Origin of the sequence: Rhizobium sp. YTUHZ045, from assembly GCF_051124255.1 — a bacterium.
Classification (GTDB): domain Bacteria; phylum Pseudomonadota; class Alphaproteobacteria; order Rhizobiales; family Rhizobiaceae; genus Rhizobium.
This window is the reverse complement of record NZ_CP101435.1, coordinates 185,395-207,141: the sequence shown is the minus strand read 5'-3', so window position 1 is coordinate 207,141 and position 21,747 is coordinate 185,395. Positions and strand designations below refer to the sequence as shown.

The 21,747-nt window shown below is 59.1% G+C and carries 16 protein-coding genes and 6 pseudogenes; 13 read left to right on the top strand and 9 right to left on the bottom strand.

What is annotated here, in order from left to right; all coding sequences use genetic code 11:
• The first annotated feature begins 19 nt into the window (after positions 1-19).
• From nthA to NMA58_RS30480, 4 genes are all read left to right on the top strand, one after another.
• Positions 20-637, top strand: a complete 618-nt coding sequence (nthA, locus tag NMA58_RS30495; protein WP_416068762.1) for a nitrile hydratase subunit alpha — start codon at positions 20-22, stop codon at positions 635-637.
• Positions 638-644: 7 nt separating this feature from the next.
• Complete coding sequence (locus NMA58_RS30490) at positions 645-989, top strand: nitrile hydratase accessory protein (RefSeq protein WP_069457464.1); 345 nt, start codon at positions 645-647, stop codon at positions 987-989.
• 22 nt (positions 990-1,011) lie between these two features.
• Complete coding sequence (locus NMA58_RS30485; protein ID WP_416068763.1) at positions 1,012-1,689, top strand: energy-coupling factor ABC transporter permease; 678 nt, start codon at positions 1,012-1,014, stop codon at positions 1,687-1,689.
• Between the two features lie 100 nt (positions 1,690-1,789).
• Positions 1,790-2,833: a GlxA family transcriptional regulator gene (locus NMA58_RS30480; RefSeq protein ID WP_431324614.1), complete on the top strand. Its 1,044-nt coding sequence runs from the start codon at positions 1,790-1,792 to the stop codon at positions 2,831-2,833.
• 56 nt (positions 2,834-2,889) lie between these two features.
• Here NMA58_RS30480 and NMA58_RS30475 read toward each other — a convergent pair.
• The 4 genes and pseudogenes from NMA58_RS30475 to NMA58_RS30460 form a co-directional block, all read right to left on the bottom strand.
• Positions 2,890-4,124, bottom strand: a pseudogene (locus NMA58_RS30475) (Zn-dependent hydrolase).
• A gap of 62 nt (positions 4,125-4,186) precedes the next feature.
• Positions 4,187-5,603, bottom strand: a pseudogene (locus NMA58_RS30470) (amino acid ABC transporter permease/ATP-binding protein).
• 54 nt (positions 5,604-5,657) lie between these two features.
• Positions 5,658-6,444: pseudogene (locus NMA58_RS30465) on the bottom strand (transporter substrate-binding domain-containing protein).
• 115 nt (positions 6,445-6,559) lie between these two features.
• Positions 6,560-7,252: a M24 family metallopeptidase gene (locus tag NMA58_RS30460; RefSeq protein ID WP_434714916.1), complete on the bottom strand. Its 693-nt coding sequence runs from the start codon at positions 7,250-7,252 to the stop codon at positions 6,560-6,562.
• An 82-nt stretch (positions 7,253-7,334) separates the two neighbouring features.
• On the opposite strand from NMA58_RS30460, the pseudogene NMA58_RS30455 reads away from it, so the two are divergent.
• A pseudogene (locus tag NMA58_RS30455) lies at positions 7,335-7,463 on the top strand (Lrp/AsnC family transcriptional regulator); the annotation flags it as partial.
• 80 nt (positions 7,464-7,543) lie between these two features.
• On the opposite strand, the gene NMA58_RS30450 reads toward NMA58_RS30455, so the two are convergent.
• Positions 7,544-8,476, bottom strand: a complete 933-nt coding sequence (locus NMA58_RS30450) for a LysR family transcriptional regulator (protein WP_416068502.1) — start codon at positions 8,474-8,476, stop codon at positions 7,544-7,546.
• 114 nt (positions 8,477-8,590) lie between these two features.
• Between NMA58_RS30450 and NMA58_RS30445 the strand changes: the two genes are divergently transcribed.
• Both NMA58_RS30445 and NMA58_RS30440 read left to right on the top strand, forming a co-directional pair.
• Entirely contained in the window at positions 8,591-9,199 is a 609-nt protein-coding gene (locus NMA58_RS30445) for an FMN-dependent NADH-azoreductase (protein WP_416068503.1), read from the top strand.
• A 28-nt stretch (positions 9,200-9,227) separates the two neighbouring features.
• The gene (locus NMA58_RS30440; RefSeq protein WP_416068504.1) at positions 9,228-9,662 is read left to right on the top strand and encodes a DoxX family protein; all 435 of its coding nucleotides are present in this window, start codon (positions 9,228-9,230) and stop codon (positions 9,660-9,662) included.
• An 89-nt stretch (positions 9,663-9,751) separates the two neighbouring features.
• Here the strand turns inward: NMA58_RS30440 and NMA58_RS30435 are convergent, their stop codons facing one another.
• A complete protein-coding gene (locus NMA58_RS30435) occupies positions 9,752-10,282 on the bottom strand; it encodes a GntR family transcriptional regulator (RefSeq protein ID WP_416068505.1) in 531 nt (176 codons plus the stop codon).
• A gap of 145 nt (positions 10,283-10,427) precedes the next feature.
• On the opposite strand from NMA58_RS30435, the gene NMA58_RS30430 reads away from it, so the two are divergent.
• The 4 genes from NMA58_RS30430 to NMA58_RS30415 all read left to right on the top strand — a co-directional run bounded on the left by NMA58_RS30430 (position 10,428) and on the right by NMA58_RS30415 (position 15,006).
• Positions 10,428-11,351 carry a LysR family transcriptional regulator gene (locus NMA58_RS30430; RefSeq protein WP_416068778.1) on the top strand — a complete coding sequence of 308 codons (924 nt, stop codon included), beginning with the start codon at positions 10,428-10,430 and terminating at the stop codon, positions 11,349-11,351.
• A 94-nt stretch (positions 11,352-11,445) separates the two neighbouring features.
• Positions 11,446-13,434 (top strand): acyltransferase family protein, encoded by a 1,989-nt coding sequence (locus NMA58_RS30425; RefSeq protein WP_416068506.1) that lies wholly within the window; start codon positions 11,446-11,448, stop codon positions 13,432-13,434.
• Between the two features lie 151 nt (positions 13,435-13,585).
• Positions 13,586-13,981, top strand: a complete 396-nt coding sequence (locus tag NMA58_RS30420; RefSeq protein WP_416068507.1) for a hypothetical protein — start codon at positions 13,586-13,588, stop codon at positions 13,979-13,981.
• Positions 13,982-14,268: 287 nt separating this feature from the next.
• Positions 14,269-15,006 (top strand): hypothetical protein, encoded by a 738-nt coding sequence (locus tag NMA58_RS30415; protein ID WP_416068508.1) that lies wholly within the window; start codon positions 14,269-14,271, stop codon positions 15,004-15,006.
• Between the two features lie 99 nt (positions 15,007-15,105).
• Here NMA58_RS30415 and NMA58_RS30410 read toward each other — a convergent pair whose 3' ends face one another.
• Positions 15,106-16,101 (bottom strand): IS30 family transposase, encoded by a 996-nt coding sequence (locus NMA58_RS30410; RefSeq protein WP_210633345.1) that lies wholly within the window; start codon positions 16,099-16,101, stop codon positions 15,106-15,108.
• A 63-nt stretch (positions 16,102-16,164) separates the two neighbouring features.
• Between NMA58_RS30410 and NMA58_RS30405 the strand changes: the two are divergent.
• A pseudogene (locus tag NMA58_RS30405) lies at positions 16,165-17,175 on the top strand (methyl-accepting chemotaxis protein); the annotation flags it as partial.
• 376 nt (positions 17,176-17,551) lie between these two features.
• The gene (locus NMA58_RS30400) at positions 17,552-19,315 is read left to right on the top strand and encodes a methyl-accepting chemotaxis protein (RefSeq protein ID WP_416068509.1); all 1,764 of its coding nucleotides are present in this window, start codon (positions 17,552-17,554) and stop codon (positions 19,313-19,315) included.
• A 107-nt stretch (positions 19,316-19,422) separates the two neighbouring features.
• On the opposite strand, the pseudogene NMA58_RS30395 reads toward NMA58_RS30400, so the two are convergent.
• Positions 19,423-20,499, bottom strand: a pseudogene (locus NMA58_RS30395) (site-specific integrase); the annotation flags it as partial.
• Positions 20,500-20,524: 25 nt separating this feature from the next.
• The gene (locus NMA58_RS30390; protein WP_416068779.1) at positions 20,525-21,091 is read right to left on the bottom strand and encodes a recombinase family protein; all 567 of its coding nucleotides are present in this window, start codon (positions 21,089-21,091) and stop codon (positions 20,525-20,527) included.
• Positions 21,092-21,747: the final 656 nt, after the last annotated feature.

The window sequence follows — 21,747 nt, the reverse complement described above, 5'->3', positions numbered from 1 at the left end:
ATTCATCGGGGAGAAACAAATGACTGAACGTTTCAAGTATCGCGATGACCGCGAAGCTTACAGTGCGGCGCGCGTGCGGGCTCTCGAAGCCTTGCTCATCAAGAAGGGCATTATCACCGACCGGACCGTCGATACCGTGCTCGAGTTCTTCGAGACCAAGATGGGGCCTTTCAACGGCGCAAAGATCGTCGCCCGCGCCTGGGTGGATCCAGCCTTCAAGGAACGGCTTGTCGCGGATACGCCAAAGGCGATCGCTGAACTCGACCTGCCGGACGGCATGGCCGGCGCGGAAGGCGAGCACATGCGTGCCGTCGCAAATGCTCCGGGCGTCCACAATCTGATCATCTGCACGCTTTGCTCCTGCTACCCTTGGCCGGTTCTTGGGCTGCCGCCCTACTGGTACAAGGATCCGACCTTCCGTAGCCGTGCTGCCCGCGAGCCGCGTGCGGTGCTTGCCGAATTCGGCTTGCCGATCTCGGAGGATGTTGAGGTCAAGGTATGGGACTCGAGTGCTCAGATCCGTTGGTTTGTCGTGCCTGAGCGGCCAGCAGGAACCGAAGGTTTGTCGGAGACAGAACTTGAAGCTCTCGTCACACCGGAAGCCATGATGGGCGTTGCCGTCGCCAAGGCAGCCTGAGGTCCCGATGCTGACGCAGTTCGAACACTTTGCCGTCACCGAAATGCTGGGCCAGCCGGACAGTCCGCCTCGGGCCAATGGCACTCTTTGCTTTGGGTCCGACTGGGAACGTACGTCCTTCGGGATTGCGCTCGCGCTCGCAAAGGAAGGTTATTTCGAATGGGACTATTTTCGCGATGAACTGATTGCCTCGATCAAGAGGTGGGAAGATGAACATCCCGCCGATTATTCATCGTGGAATTATTACGATCAATTTCTGACGGCGCTTGAGAGCGCCGTCGTCAAGACCAACCTTTTGACCGCCTCGGAACTGCGTGAGTTCTTCTCTCTCGGCGATCAAGTCAACCAGTAACAGCTTTCACGGAGACACCCACATGCATATCGAACCTGGTATCGTGAACGGCGCCAAGATCGTCCTGAGTTACGCCACCGCCTCCGGCGCTGCGCTCTTCACCCTGAAATATGCGCGCGCCGAGCTCCGGCGTCGAGGGCTGTCCTCACTTATGGGGCGAAGCGCCATCGCAACGGCCCTTGTCTTTTCCTTCTTCGAGATCCTTCCGCATTATCCGGTCGGCGTGTCGGAGGTGCATCTGATCCTCGGTTCGACGCTCTTCCTGCTGTTCGGCGCAGCGCCGGCGGCAATCGGCCTTGCTGCTGGATTGCTGCTCCAGGGATTGTTCTTCGCGCCGTTCGACCTGCCCCAATATGGTATGAACGTCACGACCCTGCTCGTGCCGCTCTTCGCGCTGCAGGTCATTGCAAGCAAGGTCGTCACGCCGAATACCGCTTATGTCGACTTGAAATATCGACAGGCGCTGACACTATCGACGGCCTACCAGGGCGGGATCGTTTCCTGGGTGGCGTTCTGGGCGCTTTACGGTCACGGCTTCACGTTTGAGAACCTGCTGTCCATCGGGAATTTCGGTCTTGCCTACATGGCAGTGATCCTGATCGAGCCGCTCGTCGATGTCATGGTGCTCGCTGCCGCAAAGTCCGCCAGGGACATGTCGCGCACCGGCTTTTTCGACACCCGACTGACCTCGGCCAAGTGATTTCTGAAGGTGACCATCGCCCGCGCCCGGGCGGTGGCCTTTTATTGGCAGGAATTTTGCTTCGGACTTCAGATAGACAAACCTGTTCAAGGGTACGCCAATGCGGATCGTTATTCTCGCGCCACCGGGCGTCCAATCCTTGGATGTTGTGGGTCCTGCAGAGGTCTTCTGGGAGGCCGCGCGGCGCTGCGGCGACATGAGCAGATACGACATCCAGATTATGTCCACCGGCCAACCTTCGATCGGAGGCACCGGCCAGTTGCGGTTCCTTGCAGATCGTACGATCTTTGACAGCGATGAACCAATCCATACCTTGCTGGTCGCAGGCGACCCGTCGTTTCAGGCAATCGATCCGAAGGTTATTTCCTGGCTGCGCCGACGCGTGCCCACCGTCAGGCGATATGGATCAATCTGTACCGGTGTCTTCCTGCTTGCTGCGGCAGGACTGCTTGAAGGAAAGCGGGTCACGACCCACTGGGAATGCACGCCACGCTTCCGCAAGGAATACCCCCACATCGAGCTTGAACCGGACGCCATCTATATCCGTGACGGCAAACTCATCACCGCCGCCGGGGTCACCGCCGGCATCGACCTTGCTCTCGCGCTTGTGGAGGAGGATCTTGGGCGCGAGGTCGCACTGGCCGTGGCCAGATACATGGTTATGTTCGTGAAGAGGCCCGGCGGTCTATCGCAGTTCAGCACGCACCTTGTCGGCCAGATGTCCGAAACGAGCTTCATTCAGAAGGCGCAAGACTTCATACTGGCCAATCTTGAGAGGGAGTTGCATGTCGATGCAATCGCCAGGAATGTCGGAATGAGCACACGCAACTTTGGCCGCGTATTCAGACATGAGCTCGGAATGACCCCGCTCGACTTCATCATCGCTGCGCGGACCGATGCTGCACGCCGGCTCCTGGAGGATACCGAGCGCCCACTTCAGGCAATCGCCAAGGCATGCGGTTTCGGAGATGTCGCAGCCATGCGGCGGGCCTTCGCCAAGACTATCGGCGTCACTCCGAACGAATACCGCGCCCGATTCCAGATTCTGCGCGACCACAGGTCTGCCTTCCGGACATCCGACAATGCTCTTGCGGCGCAGCTTCTTGGCGCCGACAACCTATCGAAAGCTGCTATCGTGAGCTGAACTGCGTGAACGATCACGTCGTCAACCGCGGCAAGAAGCCTGAGCTTACAAAACCATCAAGACTTGGCGAGAATCCGTGCGACATCCAACAGGAGGTTGGCACCCGCGATCAGATCAATGTCATGAGTAAGTTCGGCTGGGTTGTGACTGATACCGGCAACGCTTGGTACGAAGATCATGGCGGTTGGGGCAATCGTCGCCATCATCTGCGCGTCGTGTCCAGCCCCCGACGTCATCCGCCGATAGGATAACCCGCGCTTTTTCGCCGCGTCCTCTATGACGGCGACGATCTCTTGGTCGAACACAACGGGCGTCGAGCGCGCCAGTCGCTCGGTGCTGATCGACAGTCCCTCGTCGGCGGCCAGCCGCCCCAGGAACTCCGACAGCGCTCGTTCTTCTTCCAGCAGCCGATCTTCGACCGGGTGGCGAAGATCGATTGTCAGGGTCGCCCGGGACGGGATCACGTTGATCGCATTGGGCTCGAATTCAATACATCCCACAGTCGCGACCATCGGCGAAGTGGAGGCCAGAGCCCGCTCTCTCAAATAGGTGACGACGCGCGCAGCGCCGTATCCCGCGTCGCTGCGCATGGTGATCGGCGTGGTGCCGGCATGATTGGCGGTACCGTTGATTGTAACCTTCTGCCAAGAGATGCCTTGCAGGTTTTCGACCGCACCGATGTCGATACCCTCACGTTCAAGGACTGGCCCCTGTTCGACATGGAGTTCCACATAAGCAACAGGTTTGAGAAACCCCGGCTCCTTTGGTCCGGCGAAACCGATCCGGCCGAGTTCATCGCCGAGAAGGGCCCCGTCGGTTCCGACCGTAGCCAAGGCTGTGTCCGTGTCCATCCCACCAGAGTAGACGACGGAGCCCATCATGTCGGGTGCGAAGCGAACGCCTTCCTCATTGGTGAACGCGGCGACCACGACCGGACGAGACGGAACGAAGCCTTCGTCCTGCATGGCTTCGATCACTTCCAGCGCCGCAAGGACACCGTAGCATCCGTCATAGATGCCGGCGTTGATGACTGTGTCGATATGGGAGCCCATCATGAATGGCAGTTTGCCTTCGCAACCGGAGGCTCCCAGATGCCGAAGATGTTGCCGATGCGATCCACCGCCACATCCAGGCCCGCCGTCCGCAGCCAGGAGACGAAGAGGTCTCGTCCAAGCTTGTCGGCGTCGCTGGCGGCGAGGCGCGCCAGGCGCCCGTCACCATCTCGTCCAAGACTTCCGAGTTCCTGGATCCGGCCGATCAACCGCGCGCCGTCTATCGAAATGTCGGTCATGTTCATTCCTCCGAGCAAGTCGGTCATTTTTAAGCGGTGGCTAATCAGGGGGTTGCCGTGGGTCAAATCCGGACAAACTCTGCGATACGGCCATCTTGCTTTCTGCGTTCCTCCAGCAGTGACGGGGAGCCGTCGAACACGACTTTGCCTTTTTCCATGAAGATCACCCGGTCGGAGACTTCCATCGCGAACTTCATTTCGTGGGTGACGATCACCATGGTCCGGCCGGACTTGGCGAGAGCAGCCATGATGCGGAGCACTTCGCCAACGGTCTCGGGGTCGAGTGCCGAAGTCGGCTCGTCGAAAAGCAGAATGGAGGGATGCATGGCCAGCGCCCGGGCGATAGCAACGCGTTGCTGCTGTCCGCCGGAGAGCTGGTGCGGGTACTTGTTCTCGTGGACCAGCATGCCAACTTGGGCGAGAAGCGACCGTGCGTCTTTCCGAATGTCCGAAAGGCTGCCGCGATGATGGTAGACCGGGCCCATCATGACGTTTTCAAGAGCCGTCTTGTGGGGAAAACAAGTTGAAGTTCTGGAACACCATTCCGATCCTTAGTGCATCAGCGCTGTCATGCCGGATGGTCTTCGCGAGCTTCTCCCGGGTCCCGGCAAGAAACGGCTTTTCCTCGAGATAGACGACCCCGTGTTCCAGTGTCTCAAGACCGTTGAGGGAGCGGATGAGCGTTGTTCTTGCCGGAGCCGGACGGCCCGATGATCGAGACGACTTCGCCCGGCTTGACCGACAGGTCTAGGTCCTTGAATACCTGGTGAATACCGTAGGACTTCCCGCCCTTTTCGAGGCGGATGGCGGGTTCGGCGGCCGAGGTGCGGACGTCGTCCACGATCTGCTTGACGACAGCGCCGCTAGGCTCGGCCTCTTCGGTGGTCAGCTCGGCAAGACGCCGCGAGAAGTCGAGGCGGCGCTCAAACGCCTTGAGCGCAAGACGGTGACGATCAGGACGTAGTAGCAGGCGACCGCCACCATGGTTTCGATGACCTTGAAGTTTCGGGTATAGTAGCGCTGCCCGACAAGCAGGATTTCGGCAAGCGAGATCACCGACACGAGAGACGTCAGCTTTACGATGGAGACGAATTCGTTCCCGAGCGAGGGCAGGGCAATGCGCAGCGCCTGCGGGATCACGATGTGCCGCTGGACGCCCGTGCGCGAAAGCCCAAGGACCTTTCCCGCCTCATATTGGCCCTTGCCGACCGCGACAAGCGCTCCGCGGTGGATTTCCGCGATGTAGGCTGTCTCGCTCAACACCATCGCCAGAAGGCCTGCGACGAATGGAATGGACAGAAGACCTGAGGTCGACGGGAACGCCTGCGGAAGATTGTAGACGAAGATCAGCAGGACCAGGAGCGGAAGGCTTCTGAAGAACCAGACGTACAGTCTGGCAGCCCGACGAACCACCATCAGGCTGGAGCGGTCCGCGAGCGCGACGAAGAACCCGATCGTGTAAGACCAATCGAAAGCCATTGTCTTTTTCCAGTGAAGTTGACCGGGCCGCCGGTAGCGGCCCGGGAGGATGGATCAATTGCTTTCGACGAGAGCCGCGGCGACCTCGGCGTCGGTCGGCAGAGCGAGGTTGTACTTGGCGAGAATAGCCTTGTATTCATCGCTGTTCTTGAGAGGCTCGAAGGCCTCCTTCAGGCGGTTAAAGAGCTCGTCGTTACCCTTCTTCACCGCCAGACCCATGACGACGGGGAACAGGATTTCCGTGGACGTGATCTTGAGACGGTCGCCCGAAGCCACGACGGCAGCCTTGGAGACGCCGGCATCGTCGAACACCACATCCGCACCGCGCGACAGCAGCGCCTGTGCCGCCTCGGCCGACGTGGCGAATTCCTTGACGTCGATCGGGTTGGATCCGCATTTGGCCTGAGAGACCTTCTGGAGTTCCGGCACCCAGGCCGCGCCCTTGAGATTGGCGACGCGCTTGCCGCAAAGGTCTTCAGGCTTCCTGGGCTCGAAGGTGTCATCGGAGGGGACCGTCAGCGAGCCGCCCGTCTTTGCATAGGCGATATAGTCCACGACCTGCGCACGGGCGGGCGTGACATAGAGCGCGGAGGCGATCATATCGAAGCGGTTCGCCTGAAGCTGGAATCAGGCTGGCGAACCTGGTGTTCATGAACTGCACTTTAACGCCGAGCTTTGGAGCGAGCACGGCCATGACATCGGCATCAAAGCCCTTTGTCACACCGTCCTCGAGATAGTCATAGGGCGGATAGACCTGGTCGGAGCCAACCGAGATTATACCTGGCGTGATCGTCTTGAGATCTTGGGCGACGGCGGCGGACGCTGTGCCGAGAGTCGTCATCGCGGCGAGCAGGATAGCGGTCTTCATTGCGATTTTTTTCATTTTCATTCCCCTTTTTGATTGCCCGGACGGACCATCCGCCCGAGTGACGATTTCTGTCTCCGTCAACCTTGGGTCACCGGATGATCGGCATCTCTCTGGGGGCGCGTTTCGTCAAAAGCCGCGGTCCGTCCCTGGTGATGGCGATGTTTTCTTCGTGGACAATCATCTTGCCGAGGGCGTATTCCATCCCCGGCTCGATCGTCAGCACCATGTTCTCGACAATGACGGTCCCGTCGCCGAGCCTGTGCGATGGCGGTTCCGTCAACTGCATGCCGAGGCCATGTCCCAGTCGGCCAACATTGTTGCCGATGGCTCCGGCCTCCTCGATGATCTCGGCCATTGCGCGGAACACGTCATCGGTCTTCGCGCCGGGAACCGCGGCCTTGATCCCCGCCTCAGTGGCAAGCCAAAGGGCATCGTGGACCCGCTTGGCATCGTCGGAGATGTTGCCGATGGCGTAGTTGCGGTCGAAGTCGCAGAAGTAGCCGTCAAAGGTCGATCCGGTGTCGATGAAGAGCACGTCGCCTTCCTGCACCAAACGATCATGTGGACCGCAGACGATCTGCGGGACGCCGCCGGGTCCGGAAATTGCCGGCATGAACGGCGTGGAGTCCGCGACGCGACGCGCGATGTCGATCCTGAGCTTTCTCACGATCTCGCGTTCGCTTTCGCCGACGGCGATGCCGGCGGGGAGGGCCTCGTAGGCATCGCTTGCGATCTGGCAGATATAGTGGATGTGGTCGATCTCGGCCGGGGTCTTCACCATCCGGATTTCCCAGATGCACGGCGAGCCGTCGGCGATCTCAAGGGCGAGTACGTCGCGCAGCTTGAGGAAGTCGGAGACGGGCAACGTCCGCGACATGGCGGAATACAACGAGCTTACGAGGACCCTTTTCTTCGAAGGTGGAAATGTCAGAAGTTTCCGCACCTGTGTGTCGATGGAGAACGTGAAGACGTATGGGCCAATTCCTGTTTGAACCTGTATACCCGGACTGGTGAGTATTCTTCGAGGGAACAGTCAAGCACTCGAGTGACCACGAGCGCTGAGGACCTGCTGTCACGGATCGGTACCGACACCATTCGAGCCGTGGAATTCGCTGGACAGCCTTGCGCGAACCTCAGCGGTAAGCCACCCCGCGGCCGGCCCCGGCGGGTTGGCGACATTGTGGATGGCGTAGATCGGATACTCGCCCTGGTCGAAAGTGGGAAACCAAAGCTGGACAAGGCGGCCATTGATGATGTCATCCTTAACCAGGGATGCCGGGAGCCCGCCCCAGCCCAATCCGCCGCGGATAAACTGATGCTTCGTTGCGTTGTCGCTGACCCGCCAAGTCTTGAGTGAGAAGACGTTGAAGTCGCGTCCCTTTGTCAGCCCAGAGGCGTCGTATACCACGAGCTGCGTCTCGTCCCTGACGTCGGCGAGGCTGATAGTCCGACCCAGCATTCCAAGGGGATGGTCCGGAGCTGCGACGGGTATCATCGCCGAATGGCCGATCCGTTCGGAAACGATCTGATGATTTCCCGTCGCCATGGAACCGCCGAAGCCGACGGTCGCCCTACCGGTAATGACCGCATCCATCACGATCCCGAGCGTGCCGACGGTGACATTCACAGACACGGTCGGGTACAGGTTTCGGAAGGCGCGCAGCACAGCGACAACGATGTCTGAGGGCACGGCGCTGCTGATGGCGATGGGCAGCTCTCCCTCAAGGCCCTCGTTTAGCGCCTTCACCCGCGCCCGCATCAAATCGAGATCGCCAAGCAACCGGCGCGCGTCCTCGAGAACGGACCTGCCAGCCTCCGTAAGTTGCGGCCGCTTCGTCCCGGAACGGCCGAAGAGCGCCACTCCTAGCTGCGCCTCGAGATTGGCGATCGTATAGCTAATGACCGATTGGGTGCGATTGAGCGCGCGGGACGCCGCCGAGAAACTGCCTTTCTCCACTACGGCAAGGAATACCTGAAATTGATCCAAGGTTGGGTGGGGCTGCATATCTCATCGACCCTATCGATATGTTGGTTCGAATTTATGCCGATTTTCCCGATGACCAGCAAGCTTTATGTCATGGCTAATTCACCTGCCGCATTCTTTCGAAGGGAACTGCACATGTCATCCATCCTGCTTCTCACCGCCAGTCCGCGCCCCGGCTCCTTCTCGACCCAGATCGCCATCGAGCTTGCCGAGCGGCTTCAAGCAGTCAATCCTGCCGGCGCCCTTGTTCACCGTGACCTCGCCGCCAACCCGTTGCCGCATATGGATGGTGGGTTCACGACCGGAATCCACAAACCTGCCAAAGACCTGACCGCTGCTGAAGCGGCTGCACTCTGCCTGTCGGATGAACTGGTGGCAGAGATTCTGGCGGCAGATACGCTGGTGATTGGGACCGCCTTCATCAACTTCAACATCACCTCGAATCTGAAATCCTGGATCGACTATATCGGCCGAGCAGGCAAGACCTTCCAATATACGGCTAGCGGTCCCGAGGGACTGGCCAAGGGAAAGAAGGCTTACATCGTCTTAGCCTCGGGCGGGATCTACTCCGAAGGCCCGGCGGCAGCGCTTGATCATGCCACGCCCTACCTGAAGTCAGTGCTCGCCTTCATCGGTATCACCGATGTCGAGGTGATCCGTGTCGAAGGTGTGAACCGAGGCGCCGATGGCGCCGCAAATGCCGTGACCGCCGCGCGGGCGCGGATCGCGCGGATCGCCGCCTGAAGCCGCCTTACTGAAACAGGAGTTTTCCATGCAAGCAAACACCGTCTCCACTCCCATCCAGCCAGCCGGGAAAGTACTGCAAATCAGCCTCTGGAGCGTTCAAACGCTGATATTCGCCGCCTTCACCCTGTTCGGTTTTCAGAAACTCTTCATGCCCGCCGAGGCGTTGGCAGCTATGTGGCAGACGCAATGGCCAGTCGAACATCCAACGCTATTGCGCTTTACCGGATTGATCGATGTAGCGGGTGGGATCGGCATCCTCTTGCCTGCTCTTACCCGCATCCAGCCGCGCCTCACCGTGCTTGCGGCGCTGGGCTGCACAATATTGCAAATCTGCGCAATCATCTTCCATGCCATGCGGGGTGAGTTTGCCGCCCTGCCGCTCAACTTCATCCTGCTTCCCCTCGTGACCTTCATCCTGTGGGGCCGCGGCAAGCGGGCGCCCGTCGCACCGCGTCGATAAAGGCCTGTGCCTGAAAGGGAGCAATCCCCCAAGCGATGTCATCATCCCAACTACCCTCGCGTTTCCCCGGAGTTCTGCCCGAAACTTTACTACAGCCCCGGCGTTTGCTCGCTTGCCTCGCACGTTGTTCTCGCGAAGCCGGACTGCCCTTTACGCCCGTGCCTGCACCCAGAATTGAGCGGATGAGCATGGAGTGTTACCAAGCGCTCCGTGAGCATATCAGACGCGAGAGCGGCAGCCTTGATTTCACGCAGGCGCTGTCGCAGCTGCAACGCCGTGACCCCGTGCACACCCGCCATGGCGCAGTTCCAAGAAGCGCCTTCAGCGGCAAGCTGCTCATAGATGACCGTGACCGTTGTCCGCGACACATGCAGTTCATTCGCCAGGCTGCGTGAGGATGGCAGCTGGCTTCCCGCTTCGTAGACGCGACGGAGAATCTGATGCTTGAGCGCTTCAAAAATCCGGCGCGCACCCGTCTTGGGCGCGCGCCCGGTCGCCACTTGCTTTTCCGACTGGACTATCTCCTTTCTGCCAAACTGGATGTTTCTTACCGGCCAGTATGATGCCAATCTGGGCCAAAGCAAAGAGGATACGATCGAAGTGCGGCTGAGGGCCAGCATCCACCATGCCTTTGTAGCGGGAGCCGTGGTCGTCGCATCGCTTGTTTCGGCCGTGTTCGGAGCGCTTGCCAACAGCGGCTGCTGTCAATGGCATCTCCATGAAATTGGTAGCCGAAAAAGATCCACAGTATGGATGGTTTCAAACGTGCGATTCAAAGGCCTTGATCTAAATCTTCTCGTCGCGCTCGACGCGCTGATGACCGAACGGAATCTTACGGTGGCGGCACGCAACATCAATCTGAGTCAGCCCGCCATGAGTGCGGCCGTCGGCCGGCTAAGAGAATATTTTCGCGATGACCTGTTCACGATGAACGGCCGTGAACTTTGCCTCACACCCCGAGCCGAAGGACTCGCCCCGGCGGTGCGCGACGTTCTCCTGAAAATTCGATGTTCAATTATTTCTTGGGAGCCATTCAACCCAGCTCAATCCGACCGTCGGTTCAGGATCCTTCTTTCGGATTTCATGACGCTTGTTTTTCTTCATAGGGTCATTGCCCGTGTTGCGCGGGAAGCACCTGCCGTCAGTTTCGAGCTTCTGTCTCTCGATAGTGACCCGAACGAGCTCCTCCGGCGCGGTGAGGTTGATTTTCTCCTGCTACCGGATCTGTTTATGGCGAACTCGCATCCCGCCGCGAAGCTCTTCGACGAGAAACTCGTATGCGTGAGTTGTCCAACCAACAACGCGGCACCGCGGGAGCTCACATTCGAGCAATACATGTCGATGGGACACGTCGCAGTTATGTTCGGGCGCTCGATGAGGCCCTCGATCGAAGAATGGTACTTGCTCGAACATGGGATCAAGAGACGCGTCGAAGTCGTCATGCAAGGTTTTAGCTTGATACCACAGGTGCTGAGCGGCACAAACCGCATCGCCACTATGCCCTTACGATTGGTCAAGTATTTTGAGAAAGCGATACCCTTGCGAGTTATGAATCTTCCGCTGCCGCTTCCTGCTTTCACGGAAGCAGTTCAGTGGCCCGCACTTCATAACGGTGATCCGGCCAGTATCTGGATGCGTCAGATATTGATCGAGGAGGCGTCACGCATGGCGGTTCCGGATAATGCATAGGAGAGCCTGCCTTCACATGCTGGCCAGCAAGATCTGTACTTTTTCGTCGGTACTGATGCGGTGAGACCGCAACATAGGGCATTCAAGTTTCGATATGGCTACACGAACTGAAACACATCATTTCCGAATGGATATCGAGGGGCTGCGTGCCCTTGCCGTTTCGGGAGTAATCGCATTTCACTTTGGCATGACCAGTGTGCCCGGCGGCTTTGTCGGTGTCGATATCTTCTTCGTCATATCTGGCTATCTCATCACCAGGCACATCCAGCTGGAAATCGAGCGAACCGGCTCGCTCGACCTCCTGCGGTTTTACGCGCGACGAGCTCGCCGGCTTCTTCCTGCATCCTGTTTCGTCATCCTGGCGACGCTCTTCTTCGGCTACTTCATTCTTTCGCCGCCCGAGCAGCAGCTCTATTCTAAGGAGTCGTTCTACGCGTCCGCCTATATGATTAATGTGTGGCTTATCAGCTGGGCCGCCGACTATTTCGCCCCGGACGCGTTTAACAATCCGTTCATCCATTTCTGGTCGCTCTCAATCGAGGAGCAATTCTATCTCGTCTGGCCGGCCCTGCTGCTCCTATTCGCTCGGCTCCGCCTCGGCAGATACGGGCTTTTCCTCCCAATGGCGCTAGTGGGCGTCATCTCCTTCGCCTTCTGCTGGCGCTATACCGCCATATCCCAACCATGGGCATTTTACTTTTCACCGCTCCGGGCGTGGGAGTTCGCCTGCGGAGGACTCGCCTCGATGATCTCTCAGGAAGCGGCCAAGCGCTTTCGGCTGACGCCCGTCTTTGGCTGGACTGGAATCGGCCTGATCGTGACGGCCTATCTCGGCATGTCAGAGGACGTGCCCTTTCCAGGACTGACTGCTCTGGTTCCGGTGGCCGGCACAGTGATGGTGCTTCTCAGCGGCACCCGGCCGGGCCCGGCGGGACCGCAAGTCCTCCTTTCGCTACCGCCGCTGCAGTGGCTCGGACGGATATCCTATTCGCTTTACCTCTGGCATTGGCCGGTGATCGTCTATTCCAGCATCTTGAAACCCGAGCTCACTATCTTCGAACGGTTCCTGTGCCTCGCGCTGATCCTAGGCCTTTCAGTCTTCAGCTACTGCTTGGTCGAAAACCCGATGCGGAGGAACCCCTGGCTGTTGGCAAGGACGAGCCGCTCCCTCGGTTTTGCCGCGCTTCTGACCGCGTGTGGTGCAGCGGCAGCCTATGGAAGCGCACAGGTGGCCAATCACAACATCGATCCCCAGCAGAATCTTATCCTCCGAAGCGCTGAGCTCGATTCGTCCGCCCGGCAGTTCGACGATGGCTGTCTTCTCAACGCCCAACAGGTGCAGCCCAAACCCTGTGAATTCGGCGCCAAAAACCCCGGCAAGACGATCGTTCTCTTCGGGGATTCACATGCCGACCACTGGTCGACGCCGCTGATCAGCATCGCCAAAAGTAACCAGTGGCAGCTCGTTACCTATCTGAAATCTTCCTGCCCAGCGGCGGACATCACGATCTGGAATTCGATGCTCATGCGGAATTACGAGGAATGCGATCGATGGCGGCAGCTCGCGATGCGTGAGATTGCCACACGCAAGCCCGACATGGTGATCATTTCGGAATATTCCTCGTCCTACGTCAAGAATGACGCCAACGTCATATCTGCCCACCAGATCGACGCCGCCACATGGGCTCGGGGGCTCCGCAGGACCGTGGACGCCCTGGGAAGCTTTGTCACAAAGATCGCCGTGCTCCGGGATGGGCCCGTGCACAAGACCTATCTCGACAAATGCGTCGCGCGCGCGCTCTGGCAAAAAAGGGCGCCCGAGACCTGTGACACGCCGCGCAGCGGGGCGATGGAAGAGACGATCCCGGACGCGGAAAGGAAGGCCATTTCGGATATCGGGAATGTTTCTTACGTCGACATCACCGACCTATTCTGCAACAGAACGACCTGCCCCGCCATGATTGGCGGCAAGCTGACTTTCCGCGACCGCCACCACATCGCGACCCCTTTTGCGGCGACGCTTGCCGCGCCGCTTCAGCGGGCGCTCTTTGGAACTATGAATGCCGGCACACCGACCAACTGAGGCAGGGGACACGCAGGCTGCGGTCGAGAATTTTTGCTGCGGGTGCTGGCCGCCGTTGTTGGGGCGGGTGGCATTAGCTGCTGTGTCACATATCAGAAGGTCGATGCAGACCTCTTGAGCTGGCATGAGGCCAATCCGCGTCGGAGGTTGCATGCCGTATTTCCGTAATCGATACCACGTCGAGATACTTGCGTGGATTGCCGTCTATGTGGTGGTCACCGCGCTTGCGGTGGAGTTCGATGCGCATGAGGCGCTCGATCGGCTCTTCCTCTCGCATGAGGCTTACCAGCTCGACGACGTATTTTCTGCGCTGACCGTCGCTGGCGTTCTTGGTTTCGCCTATTCGATTTTGCGTTTGAAGGATCTGAGGGTCGAGGCCAAACGACGCAGCGACGCGGAGCGAAAGATAAACTGGTCCGTCTTCCATGACGGCCTGACAGGGCTTCCCAACCGGCGGATGCTCGACATCGAAATTGCACGTCTCGCGGCGACGACACCTGATGACCGTAAGCGCATCGCGTTCAACGGAGCGGGCGCGGGCGGCTGAACAGGAACGTCGGCGCGCGGAGGATATGGCGCAGGCGACCTCAGGCCTTGCGAAAGGTCTGAAGCATATGTCTGTGACTTCTAATGTAAATGCAACAAGGGCTTAAAGGCTACTACAGGGCAGGGAGATCAGCCCCCGATCCGACCGGCTGGGCCGGGTTGAAAGGGCGGAGCGGGGGCGGGTGATGACGCACCCCTTCGGCTTTAGCTTTCTCACTAGCAATTGTTCTTTTACCGCTCGATACTCGCTGGGACTTGCATGGCGCAGTTGGGGATCAAAGCCGCACGATGCTTCCGGAAATCAACCTGCAAGGTGACGTCGACATCGCCGCGCTGTCACCACTTCTTCGCGGCATGCTTCTTTCGGTTGCCTATGCTGACGGTGAGGGTGGCATAGGATTGACGGCGACCGGCGCCATGAACCGCAAGTTCGTGCATTGGGCCGCTGTGCACTTCCTCTGGCCAGGATTCACAGCCGAGGACCTCTACAGCATGAACAAGGTGCTCAATGAAAGCGACATGCCGCCGCTTTGGGTCGTGCGCGACATGGCCCGTCATCTGAAGCTTCTTCGCGGGAAAAAGGATGTGCTGCTGCCAACCAGACGCGGCCGGGAGTTTTTGGTGAACCCGCAAGCCTTCTTCGATCTGGTCGCCACGGATTATCTCTATTCCTATGTCCACGCCACCGAGCGGGAAGAGGAGGTCCGAGCGCGGTTACGCTGGTGGCGCATGTTCCTCAATCTTCTCAATATCAAGGCCAGAGAAGGTTGCACGCCAATGGACGTTGTGAAAATCCTCTATCCAGACCTGGCGCCTTTGTCGGACACCGAAATGACCATAGGAGCCTGGGAGTTGAAATCCGATCTTCAGTATGGCGTCTTCCAACGCTTATGCTGGCTCGGCTTGCTCTACGAGGCACGAGAGGGGCTCACTCTTCTGCAGGATGGATCCTTCCACAAGACGCCACTTTGGGCAGCTTGCCTGCAGTTGGAATCGGATACGCAAAGCGATATCGGCGTGCATTGACGATCTCTATTCTGCCGCTGGCTGCCTAATAACACTTTCTCTCGCCGCGCAATCACCGCAGGATCATTCATGAAATCCGTCCTCCGCCCCGGCTTGCCGTCATTTGTTCACTTCACGCCTGAACACTTCAGCTGGGGTGCGGAACCCAAGGCATTTTCTCGGCGTACTGTTCAACCGATCGATCAGTGATCGTATCGATTCATCAGGAACGGACAGGACAGCAGTATCCCTCGGCAGGTAACGCCGAATCCGCCGATTCATGTTCTCAACGGAGCCTTTTTGCCAGGGCGCAGACGGATCGCAGAACCATGCATCGGTTCCCATTCCTTGCTTCAGTCGCCGCCAGGAGACGAATTCAAATCCGCGATCAAACGTCAAACTTTGCCGGGCATGCCTGGGCAGGGGGCTGAGCACGTTGATGAGCCGCTCCATGATCGGCTTGGACTGCCGGTCGTTGTTCTTGAACAGCATGGTGAACCGGCTCATCCGCTCGACAACCGTTGCCACATTGGCATTGCCCTGAACCCTTTCGAAGATCATCAGATCGGCTTCCCAGTGACCGAATTCCTTGCGATCGTTGATGGCTTCCGGCCGATGTTTGATCGAACGCTCATCTGGAAAGACCGGGTTCTGCGGTTTGCGAGCATATCTCGGCCGGCGCTTTCTCCGCCGTTCCGGAAGAAGCCGCGCCAGTTGCTGCCGTTGTCCTTCCGGTGAATAGACATATCGGTAGATCGTCTCGTGACAGACGCTTGCCTTGGCCGCTGGTTCGATCTTCAGTCGTCCAGCAATCTGTTCCGGCGACCAGCCGGATTCCAACTTTCCGATCACTTCGTTCCGCAGATCCTCGCGACGAAAGAGCTTGCCGATCCGCCGGCGCCTGTCGCGCGCCATGTCGTTGGCGGTCATCGCCCAGTAGCCCTCGGCATCGGGGAATTCCTGATCGTGCCAGTAGTTGCGTTTGATCTCCCGGGAGATGGTCGCGCGGTCCCGGCCGAGGCGTCTGGCGATCTCAGACTGGCTAAACTTCTGATCCAACATCCTGGAAATCGATCGGCGTTCGTCAAAACTCAAATGCGAAAAGGTACGGATCAAACCATGGCTCCCGAAAAGCAGGCAGCTTAGCGCCTTTGTTGCAGTTCGAGATAGAATGTGCCGTCGAATGGTGATTTGACATTCCGCCTGAGCGAGCCTTTTGCTGGAGACTTCGAAACGCTTCGGTCCGATTTCAACGCAGCTGTGGACCAACTTGCCGAAAGTCTTCGCGCTGTCTCCGAAGCTACAAGTTCAATAGACAATGGCGCGCGCGAGATCAGCGAGAGTGCGTCGGATCTGTCAAAGCGCACGGAGCAACAAGCCGCGTCGCTGGAGGAAACCGCAGCCGCGCTGGACGAAATTACGACCAATGTGGCCAATTCTTCAAAGCGAACTGAAGAAGCGCGCCACGTCGCGGCAGAAGCGAACAAGTCGGCGCGCCATTCCGGCGAGGTCGTTTCCAATGCCGTGAACGCCATGCAGCGGATCGAGCAGTCGTCGCAGCAGATTTCCAGCATCATCGGCGTGATCGACGAAATTGCTTTCCAGACGAACCTCCTCGCTCTGAACGCTGGCGTCGAGGCTGCCCGAGCGGGAGAGGCTGGCAAAGGGTTCGCGGTCGTTGCTCAGGAGGTCCGCGAACTCGCTCAGCGGTCGGCGCAGGCCGCGAAGGAAATCAAAGATCTAATTCGCAATTCGGTCGATGAGGTTAGCACGGGCGTCACGCTTGTGCGAGAAACCGGCCAGGTTCTGAAAGTGATCGAGGAGCAAGTCGCCTCGATCAACAGCCAGCTCGACGCTATTGCAACGTCGGCAAAGGAACAATCGGTCGGTCTTGCCGAGGTGAATACTGCGGTCAACCAGATGGATCAGGTTACTCAACAAAATGCTGCAATGGTCGAGGAGTCGACTGCGGCAAGCAGTTCGCTGGCAGGCGAAGTCAACCGGCTGAGAAGCATCGTCGGCGAATTTCGCATCGAGCTTGGTGCCGCAAGGGCCGTCAATCGGAGCCCGGAACCAGCGCGAGCCGACCATGTTCCTTTTTCTTCGCCCGCCCGTCGGATGCTCTCCAAGGTCGCTGGTGCCGTCGGTTTCGGGGCTGCCGCGCAAGTCGGAAGCTGGGAGGAGTTTTGATGAGCCCAAGCTGGCCAATTCCCGAGCGGCTCTTCCCGTATCCTTCAAGGGAAATGTCGACGTCAAACATTCTGGTCTTTCCCCATCGCGGTGCAAAGGATCACCATTCTGCGGATGCAGCGGAGGCGAAAGCCGATGAGAGCACCAATGATCTCACGGGTTGCCTAATGCAGTTGCGACATCGTCTTGCTGCTATCACCACAACGCTTGAGGCTATTGTTACCGAAACCTTGGAGAATCGAGCGCCATAGAACGGGGATCTTTAAACTCAAAAGCAGCCTTAGACAAAATCAGACTGCGGGTTCAGCAACCGTTTTAAGCAGTCTTCTAACCCAAGGAACGACATTAGATGTTCGGTCATGCCAGCAAGACCCTTATGCAAACGAATTCGCTCGATCTGATCACGGCGAACGTCATGATCGCTGACGCAAGTCTCAACATTCGGTACATGAACAACGCCGTTAAGGAATTGCTCAGGGAGGCGGAAGCGGACCTGAAGAAAGAGCTTCCCCGTTTCGATTTCGCCAAGCTTATCGGCAGCAACATCGACATCTTCCACAAGAATCTGTCGCATCAACGCAACATGCTCGCCGCGCTCAAGTCACAGCACAGGGCAACGATCTGGATCGGCCATCGGGCCTTCGACCTCATCGTGACCCCGTTGCGCTCCGGCAGCAAAATAACCGGTTTTGCCGTCGAGTGGGCGGACGCGAAAGAGCGGTTGCAAAACATGGACTACCAGGGACAGATGACCGCAATCAGTCGCTCCCAGGGTGTGATAGAGTTCACGACCGAAGGCGAAATAGTGACCGCTAACGAGAACTTTCTCAAGGCCATCGGTTACCGTTTGGATGAGATCAAGGGCCGGCCGCACAGTATGCTGGTCGATCCGGCCTATGCGCAGTCGCCGGAGTATAGCGAGTTTTGGGCAGCACTGCGCAGGGGCGAAGTCCAGTCGGCGGAGTTCACCCGCTACGGCAAGAATGGCAAGATCGTTGTTATTAATGCCGCCTACAATCCGATCCTCGACACGAAGGGAAAAATTACCAAGGTGGTAAAGTTCGCGACTGATGTCACTGAGCGCGTGCATGCGGTAACCACGATCGGCGCTGCGTTGACGAAATTGGCGCAAGGCGACCTATCCTTCAGCCTCGACGAGCCTTTCACAGCAGACTTCGAAGACCTGAGGCGCACGATGAATGAGGCGCTCAGCCAAATGCGAAATGCGCTGAGTGCTGTGGCGCATTCGACGGACCAGATCGACGTAGGTACGCGCGAGATCAGTCAGAGCGCAGAGGACCTGTCCCGCCGCACCGAACAACAGTCCGCCTCGCTCGAGGAGACGGCGGCAGCGCTTGACGAAATCACCCTCAACGTCACGAATGCAGCCCGACGGGCGGACGAGGCCCGACATGCTGCAGCGACCGCAAGCGGCAATTCCGAGCGCTCAGGTCAGGTCGTTGCCGATGCTGTTGCAGCCATGTCGCGCATCGAAACTTCATCAAACCAGATCTCGAACATCATCGGCGTGATCGATGAGATCGCCTTCCAGACAAACCTCCTGGCGCTCAACGCCGGTGTCGAGGCCGCACGCGCCGGCGAGGCCGGCAAGGGTTTTGCCGTTGTCGCGCAGGAAGTCCGTGAGCTGGCGCAGCGGTCTGCTCAGGCCGCCAAGGAGATCAAGGGCCTGATCCGCAATTCGAGCGAGGAGGTCAGCACCGGCGTCAAGCTGGTCAGCGAGACCGGGAATTCCCTGCGCACCATCCAGGACAATATTGCAGCGGTGAACGACCATATGGAGGCGATCGCCAGTTCCGCCAAGGAGCAGGCCACCGGGCTTTCTGAGGTCAATTCTGCCGTCAATCAGATGGACCAGGTGACTCAACAGAATGCGGCGATGGTTGAGGAAACGAATGCCGCCGGCGCGACTCTGGCTCAGGAGACGGCGCGGCTGCGCGGCTTGGTCGAGGGTTTCCAACTCGGGCGTCGGTTCGAAGGAAAGAGCCAGAGGCAAATCGGTCTCGCCACAACGACTGACAGGCCGGTAGCGTCTCCCGCCCTCAGAATGTTAAAAAGAGTAGCGGGCGCCGTTAGAGGTCCCGCGACGGCTGCGTCAGACGGCGGGTGGGATGAGTTTTGATGGATTCGCCGGCGTGGGCTGTGCCGCAAATAGTTTGTTCCTGCTTTCGCTGATGAAGGAGCAATAGGCACGCGGCACAGAAGGACGGTGAACGAACGGCCTCGGCCTCAATCATCTAAGAGAAGCCGAGCCGCCCGGCCGGTCCTCCTCGACGCGTTGTTGTAATAGCTGGAGGCCTGCTGCACCGACCGATGCCTCGATTGCTCCATGGCCTCAGGGAGAGGGATGCCGCGGTTCGCCGCTTCGGTCAGATAGCCCGACCTCAACCCATGAGCCAAAAAATCCCCCTTGGCCAACCCCGCCATCTCCGCCCGCTGCTTCAGGATGGCATTGATCGACTGCGGATCGAGCGCGCGCCGCGACACCGTGCCCCAGCGCCCGATCGCCCGAAACACGCTGCCCGTCTCGATCCTGGCAACCGCAAGCCAGGCGTTGAGCGCCTCGACAGGTCGGCCGGTCAGATAGACCACCTCATCCTGTTCGCCATCGGACGTCTTGGTGCGGCCGAGATGAATGGCGAGAGAGGGGAGGGGAGCGCCGCCGGGCACCGCGATCGGCGGCTCGACTGTCAACTGCTCGACGCGTAGCCCGGCAACCTCGCTGCGCCGGCGGCCGCCGGAGCCGAAGGCGACCATTAGGATCGCCCGGTCCCTGACATCGCGAAGGCTGTCGGTCGCGCAGGTGGTCAGCAGTTTTGCCAGCACGTCGCCGGTAACGGCCTTGGCGCTCTTGCGTCGGCGCTGACTCGGGACGGCTCGCACGGAGAGCCGAATGGCGGATTTGAGGGCAGGGGAGGCGAAGGCACCAGAGAGGCCGCGCCATTTTGTGAGGGTCGACCAGCTGGCCAGCCGCCGGCGCACGGTATCCGGCGCATGCGGGCCAACGGACTTCAGGAACCCCTGGTGCCGAAGCTTGTCGTCGACGTCTACAGGCATCCCATGATCGGGATCGTTCGCGCGCTTTTCCGGATCCCAGAGATGATGGGCGACGAATTTGAGCAGCAGCGCTTCGGGCGCCGGCCAGGGCAAGGAGCGGCCGGTCGCGGCCAATCCCCAGGCTTCGAGATAGGCGAGGTCGGAGGTGAGAGCCCGCAGCGTATTGTCGCCCATGCCTTGGTTGACGAGATGCTTGAGCGTTTCGACATCCTGGTCGGTCAGCAGCTCGGCCCGGTGCGTACGTCGCTGCGAAAACGGCCAACTGAAAGAACAATCAGCGAACGGCTACTTTGGCCTCAGCGCCGATGCGTCCGACGGTAGCCCTATGAACGCGAAAGAGACGGGCGATTTCAGCCGCGGGGCGGCCGTCATTCAGCATGCCGATGATTTCGGAGCGCTGATCGGACGTCAGCTTCGGGCGACGACCGCCTTTTCGCCCGCGCTCCCTGGCCGCCTGTAGTCCCGCCATGGTGCGTTCACGTACGATGGCGCGCTCGAATTCGGCGAAGGAGCCGAGCATCTGCATCATCATGCGGCCTGCCGGCGTGGTCGTGTCGATTGCCTCGGTCAGTGACCGGAACCCGGCGCCAGCGGCTTCGATCTTCTCGAGGATAAGAAGCATGTCCTTGAGCGACCGGGTTAGTCGGTCAAGTTTCCAGACAACCACGATGTCGCCTTCGTCGAGTTCGCCAAGAAGCCGATAGAGTTCGGGTCGATCCCAGCGTCTTCCCGATGCTCGCTCCTCCGCAATCCGCTTGCAGCCAGCAGCTTTGAGCGCACGAAGTTGCAGACCAGGGTCCTGATCGTCTGTCTTGGAGACACGAGCATAGCCGACGAGCATTGCTGTCACATAAATCTGTTGCCAATGCTTATTGTTATGCAACAGGTTTGCGCGCGCATCAAGCTCCTGTTTCTGCTGACGCCGGGAAACCGTTGCGCAAACGAACGTTTGCGCTCGGCCGTTTTGCCCAAATCGCGTTTCTCGACGAGGGGCTTGGCAAGGCCTGCGTCCGTCTCGTCGGCCTGCACTGAAAACGAGGTCGGGAGAATGTGGCGAACCTTCAGACCGCGACTACGAAAGTGCCTCGTTGCGCCGATCCAAACCATGTGGTCCGCGCGTTCCTACTGTGTTGACGCAAACCGTCGTCAGGCAGGGAACAGCTGGTAGCGCGGTTCAGAAACTCCAAGAAACGTGGAGTTTGCCCTCCCATACATCGAGATCGTCCTGGCCGAAACTCAAGTAGCCGCCGGTCGCTTCGATCTGGAGATTGTTATTTACTAGCATCCGGAAGCCCGAGCGCAGTGAGAACGACCAGGGCGAGGGCGTTACTTCCGACAGGTCGCCGGTCAGGATCTTGCCGTCGTTGGGTCGCTCGAACTGGTATTCGCCCCCGAGTTCGGCGAAGACGAGAAACGGCTGTCCGTCTGGCAGGCGGAAGTAGCGGCTGACCTCGGTCGAGAGACAAGAACGCCATAATTGTAGCTGTCACCGGGAAG

Bases quoted from the DNA above. Each gene is read 5' to 3' on its own strand.
- nthA (WP_416068762.1), top strand. From the start codon at position 20: ATGACTGAACGTTTCAAGTATCGCGATGACCGCGAAGCTTACAGTGCG.
- NMA58_RS30490 (WP_069457464.1), top strand. From the start codon at position 645: ATGCTGACGCAGTTCGAACACTTTGCCGTCACCGAAATGCTGGGCCAG.
- NMA58_RS30485 (WP_416068763.1), top strand. From the start codon at position 1,012: ATGCATATCGAACCTGGTATCGTGAACGGCGCCAAGATCGTCCTGAGT.
- NMA58_RS30480 (WP_431324614.1), top strand. From the start codon at position 1,790: ATGCGGATCGTTATTCTCGCGCCACCGGGCGTCCAATCCTTGGATGTT.
- NMA58_RS30460 (WP_434714916.1), bottom strand. From the start codon at position 7,252: ATGGTGAAGACCCCGGCCGAGATCGACCACATCCACTATATCTGCCAG.
- NMA58_RS30450 (WP_416068502.1), bottom strand. From the start codon at position 8,476: ATGCAGCCCCACCCAACCTTGGATCAATTTCAGGTATTCCTTGCCGTA.
- NMA58_RS30445 (WP_416068503.1), top strand. From the start codon at position 8,591: ATGTCATCCATCCTGCTTCTCACCGCCAGTCCGCGCCCCGGCTCCTTC.
- NMA58_RS30440 (WP_416068504.1), top strand. From the start codon at position 9,228: ATGCAAGCAAACACCGTCTCCACTCCCATCCAGCCAGCCGGGAAAGTA.
- NMA58_RS30435 (WP_416068505.1), bottom strand. From the start codon at position 10,282: ATGCTGGCCCTCAGCCGCACTTCGATCGTATCCTCTTTGCTTTGGCCC.
- NMA58_RS30425 (WP_416068506.1), top strand. From the start codon at position 11,446: ATGGCTACACGAACTGAAACACATCATTTCCGAATGGATATCGAGGGG.
- NMA58_RS30420 (WP_416068507.1), top strand. From the start codon at position 13,586: ATGCCGTATTTCCGTAATCGATACCACGTCGAGATACTTGCGTGGATT.
- NMA58_RS30415 (WP_416068508.1), top strand. From the start codon at position 14,269: ATGCTTCCGGAAATCAACCTGCAAGGTGACGTCGACATCGCCGCGCTG.
- NMA58_RS30400 (WP_416068509.1), top strand. From the start codon at position 17,552: ATGCAAACGAATTCGCTCGATCTGATCACGGCGAACGTCATGATCGCT.
- NMA58_RS30390 (WP_416068779.1), bottom strand. From the start codon at position 21,091: ATGCTCGTCGGCTATGCTCGTGTCTCCAAGACAGACGATCAGGACCCT.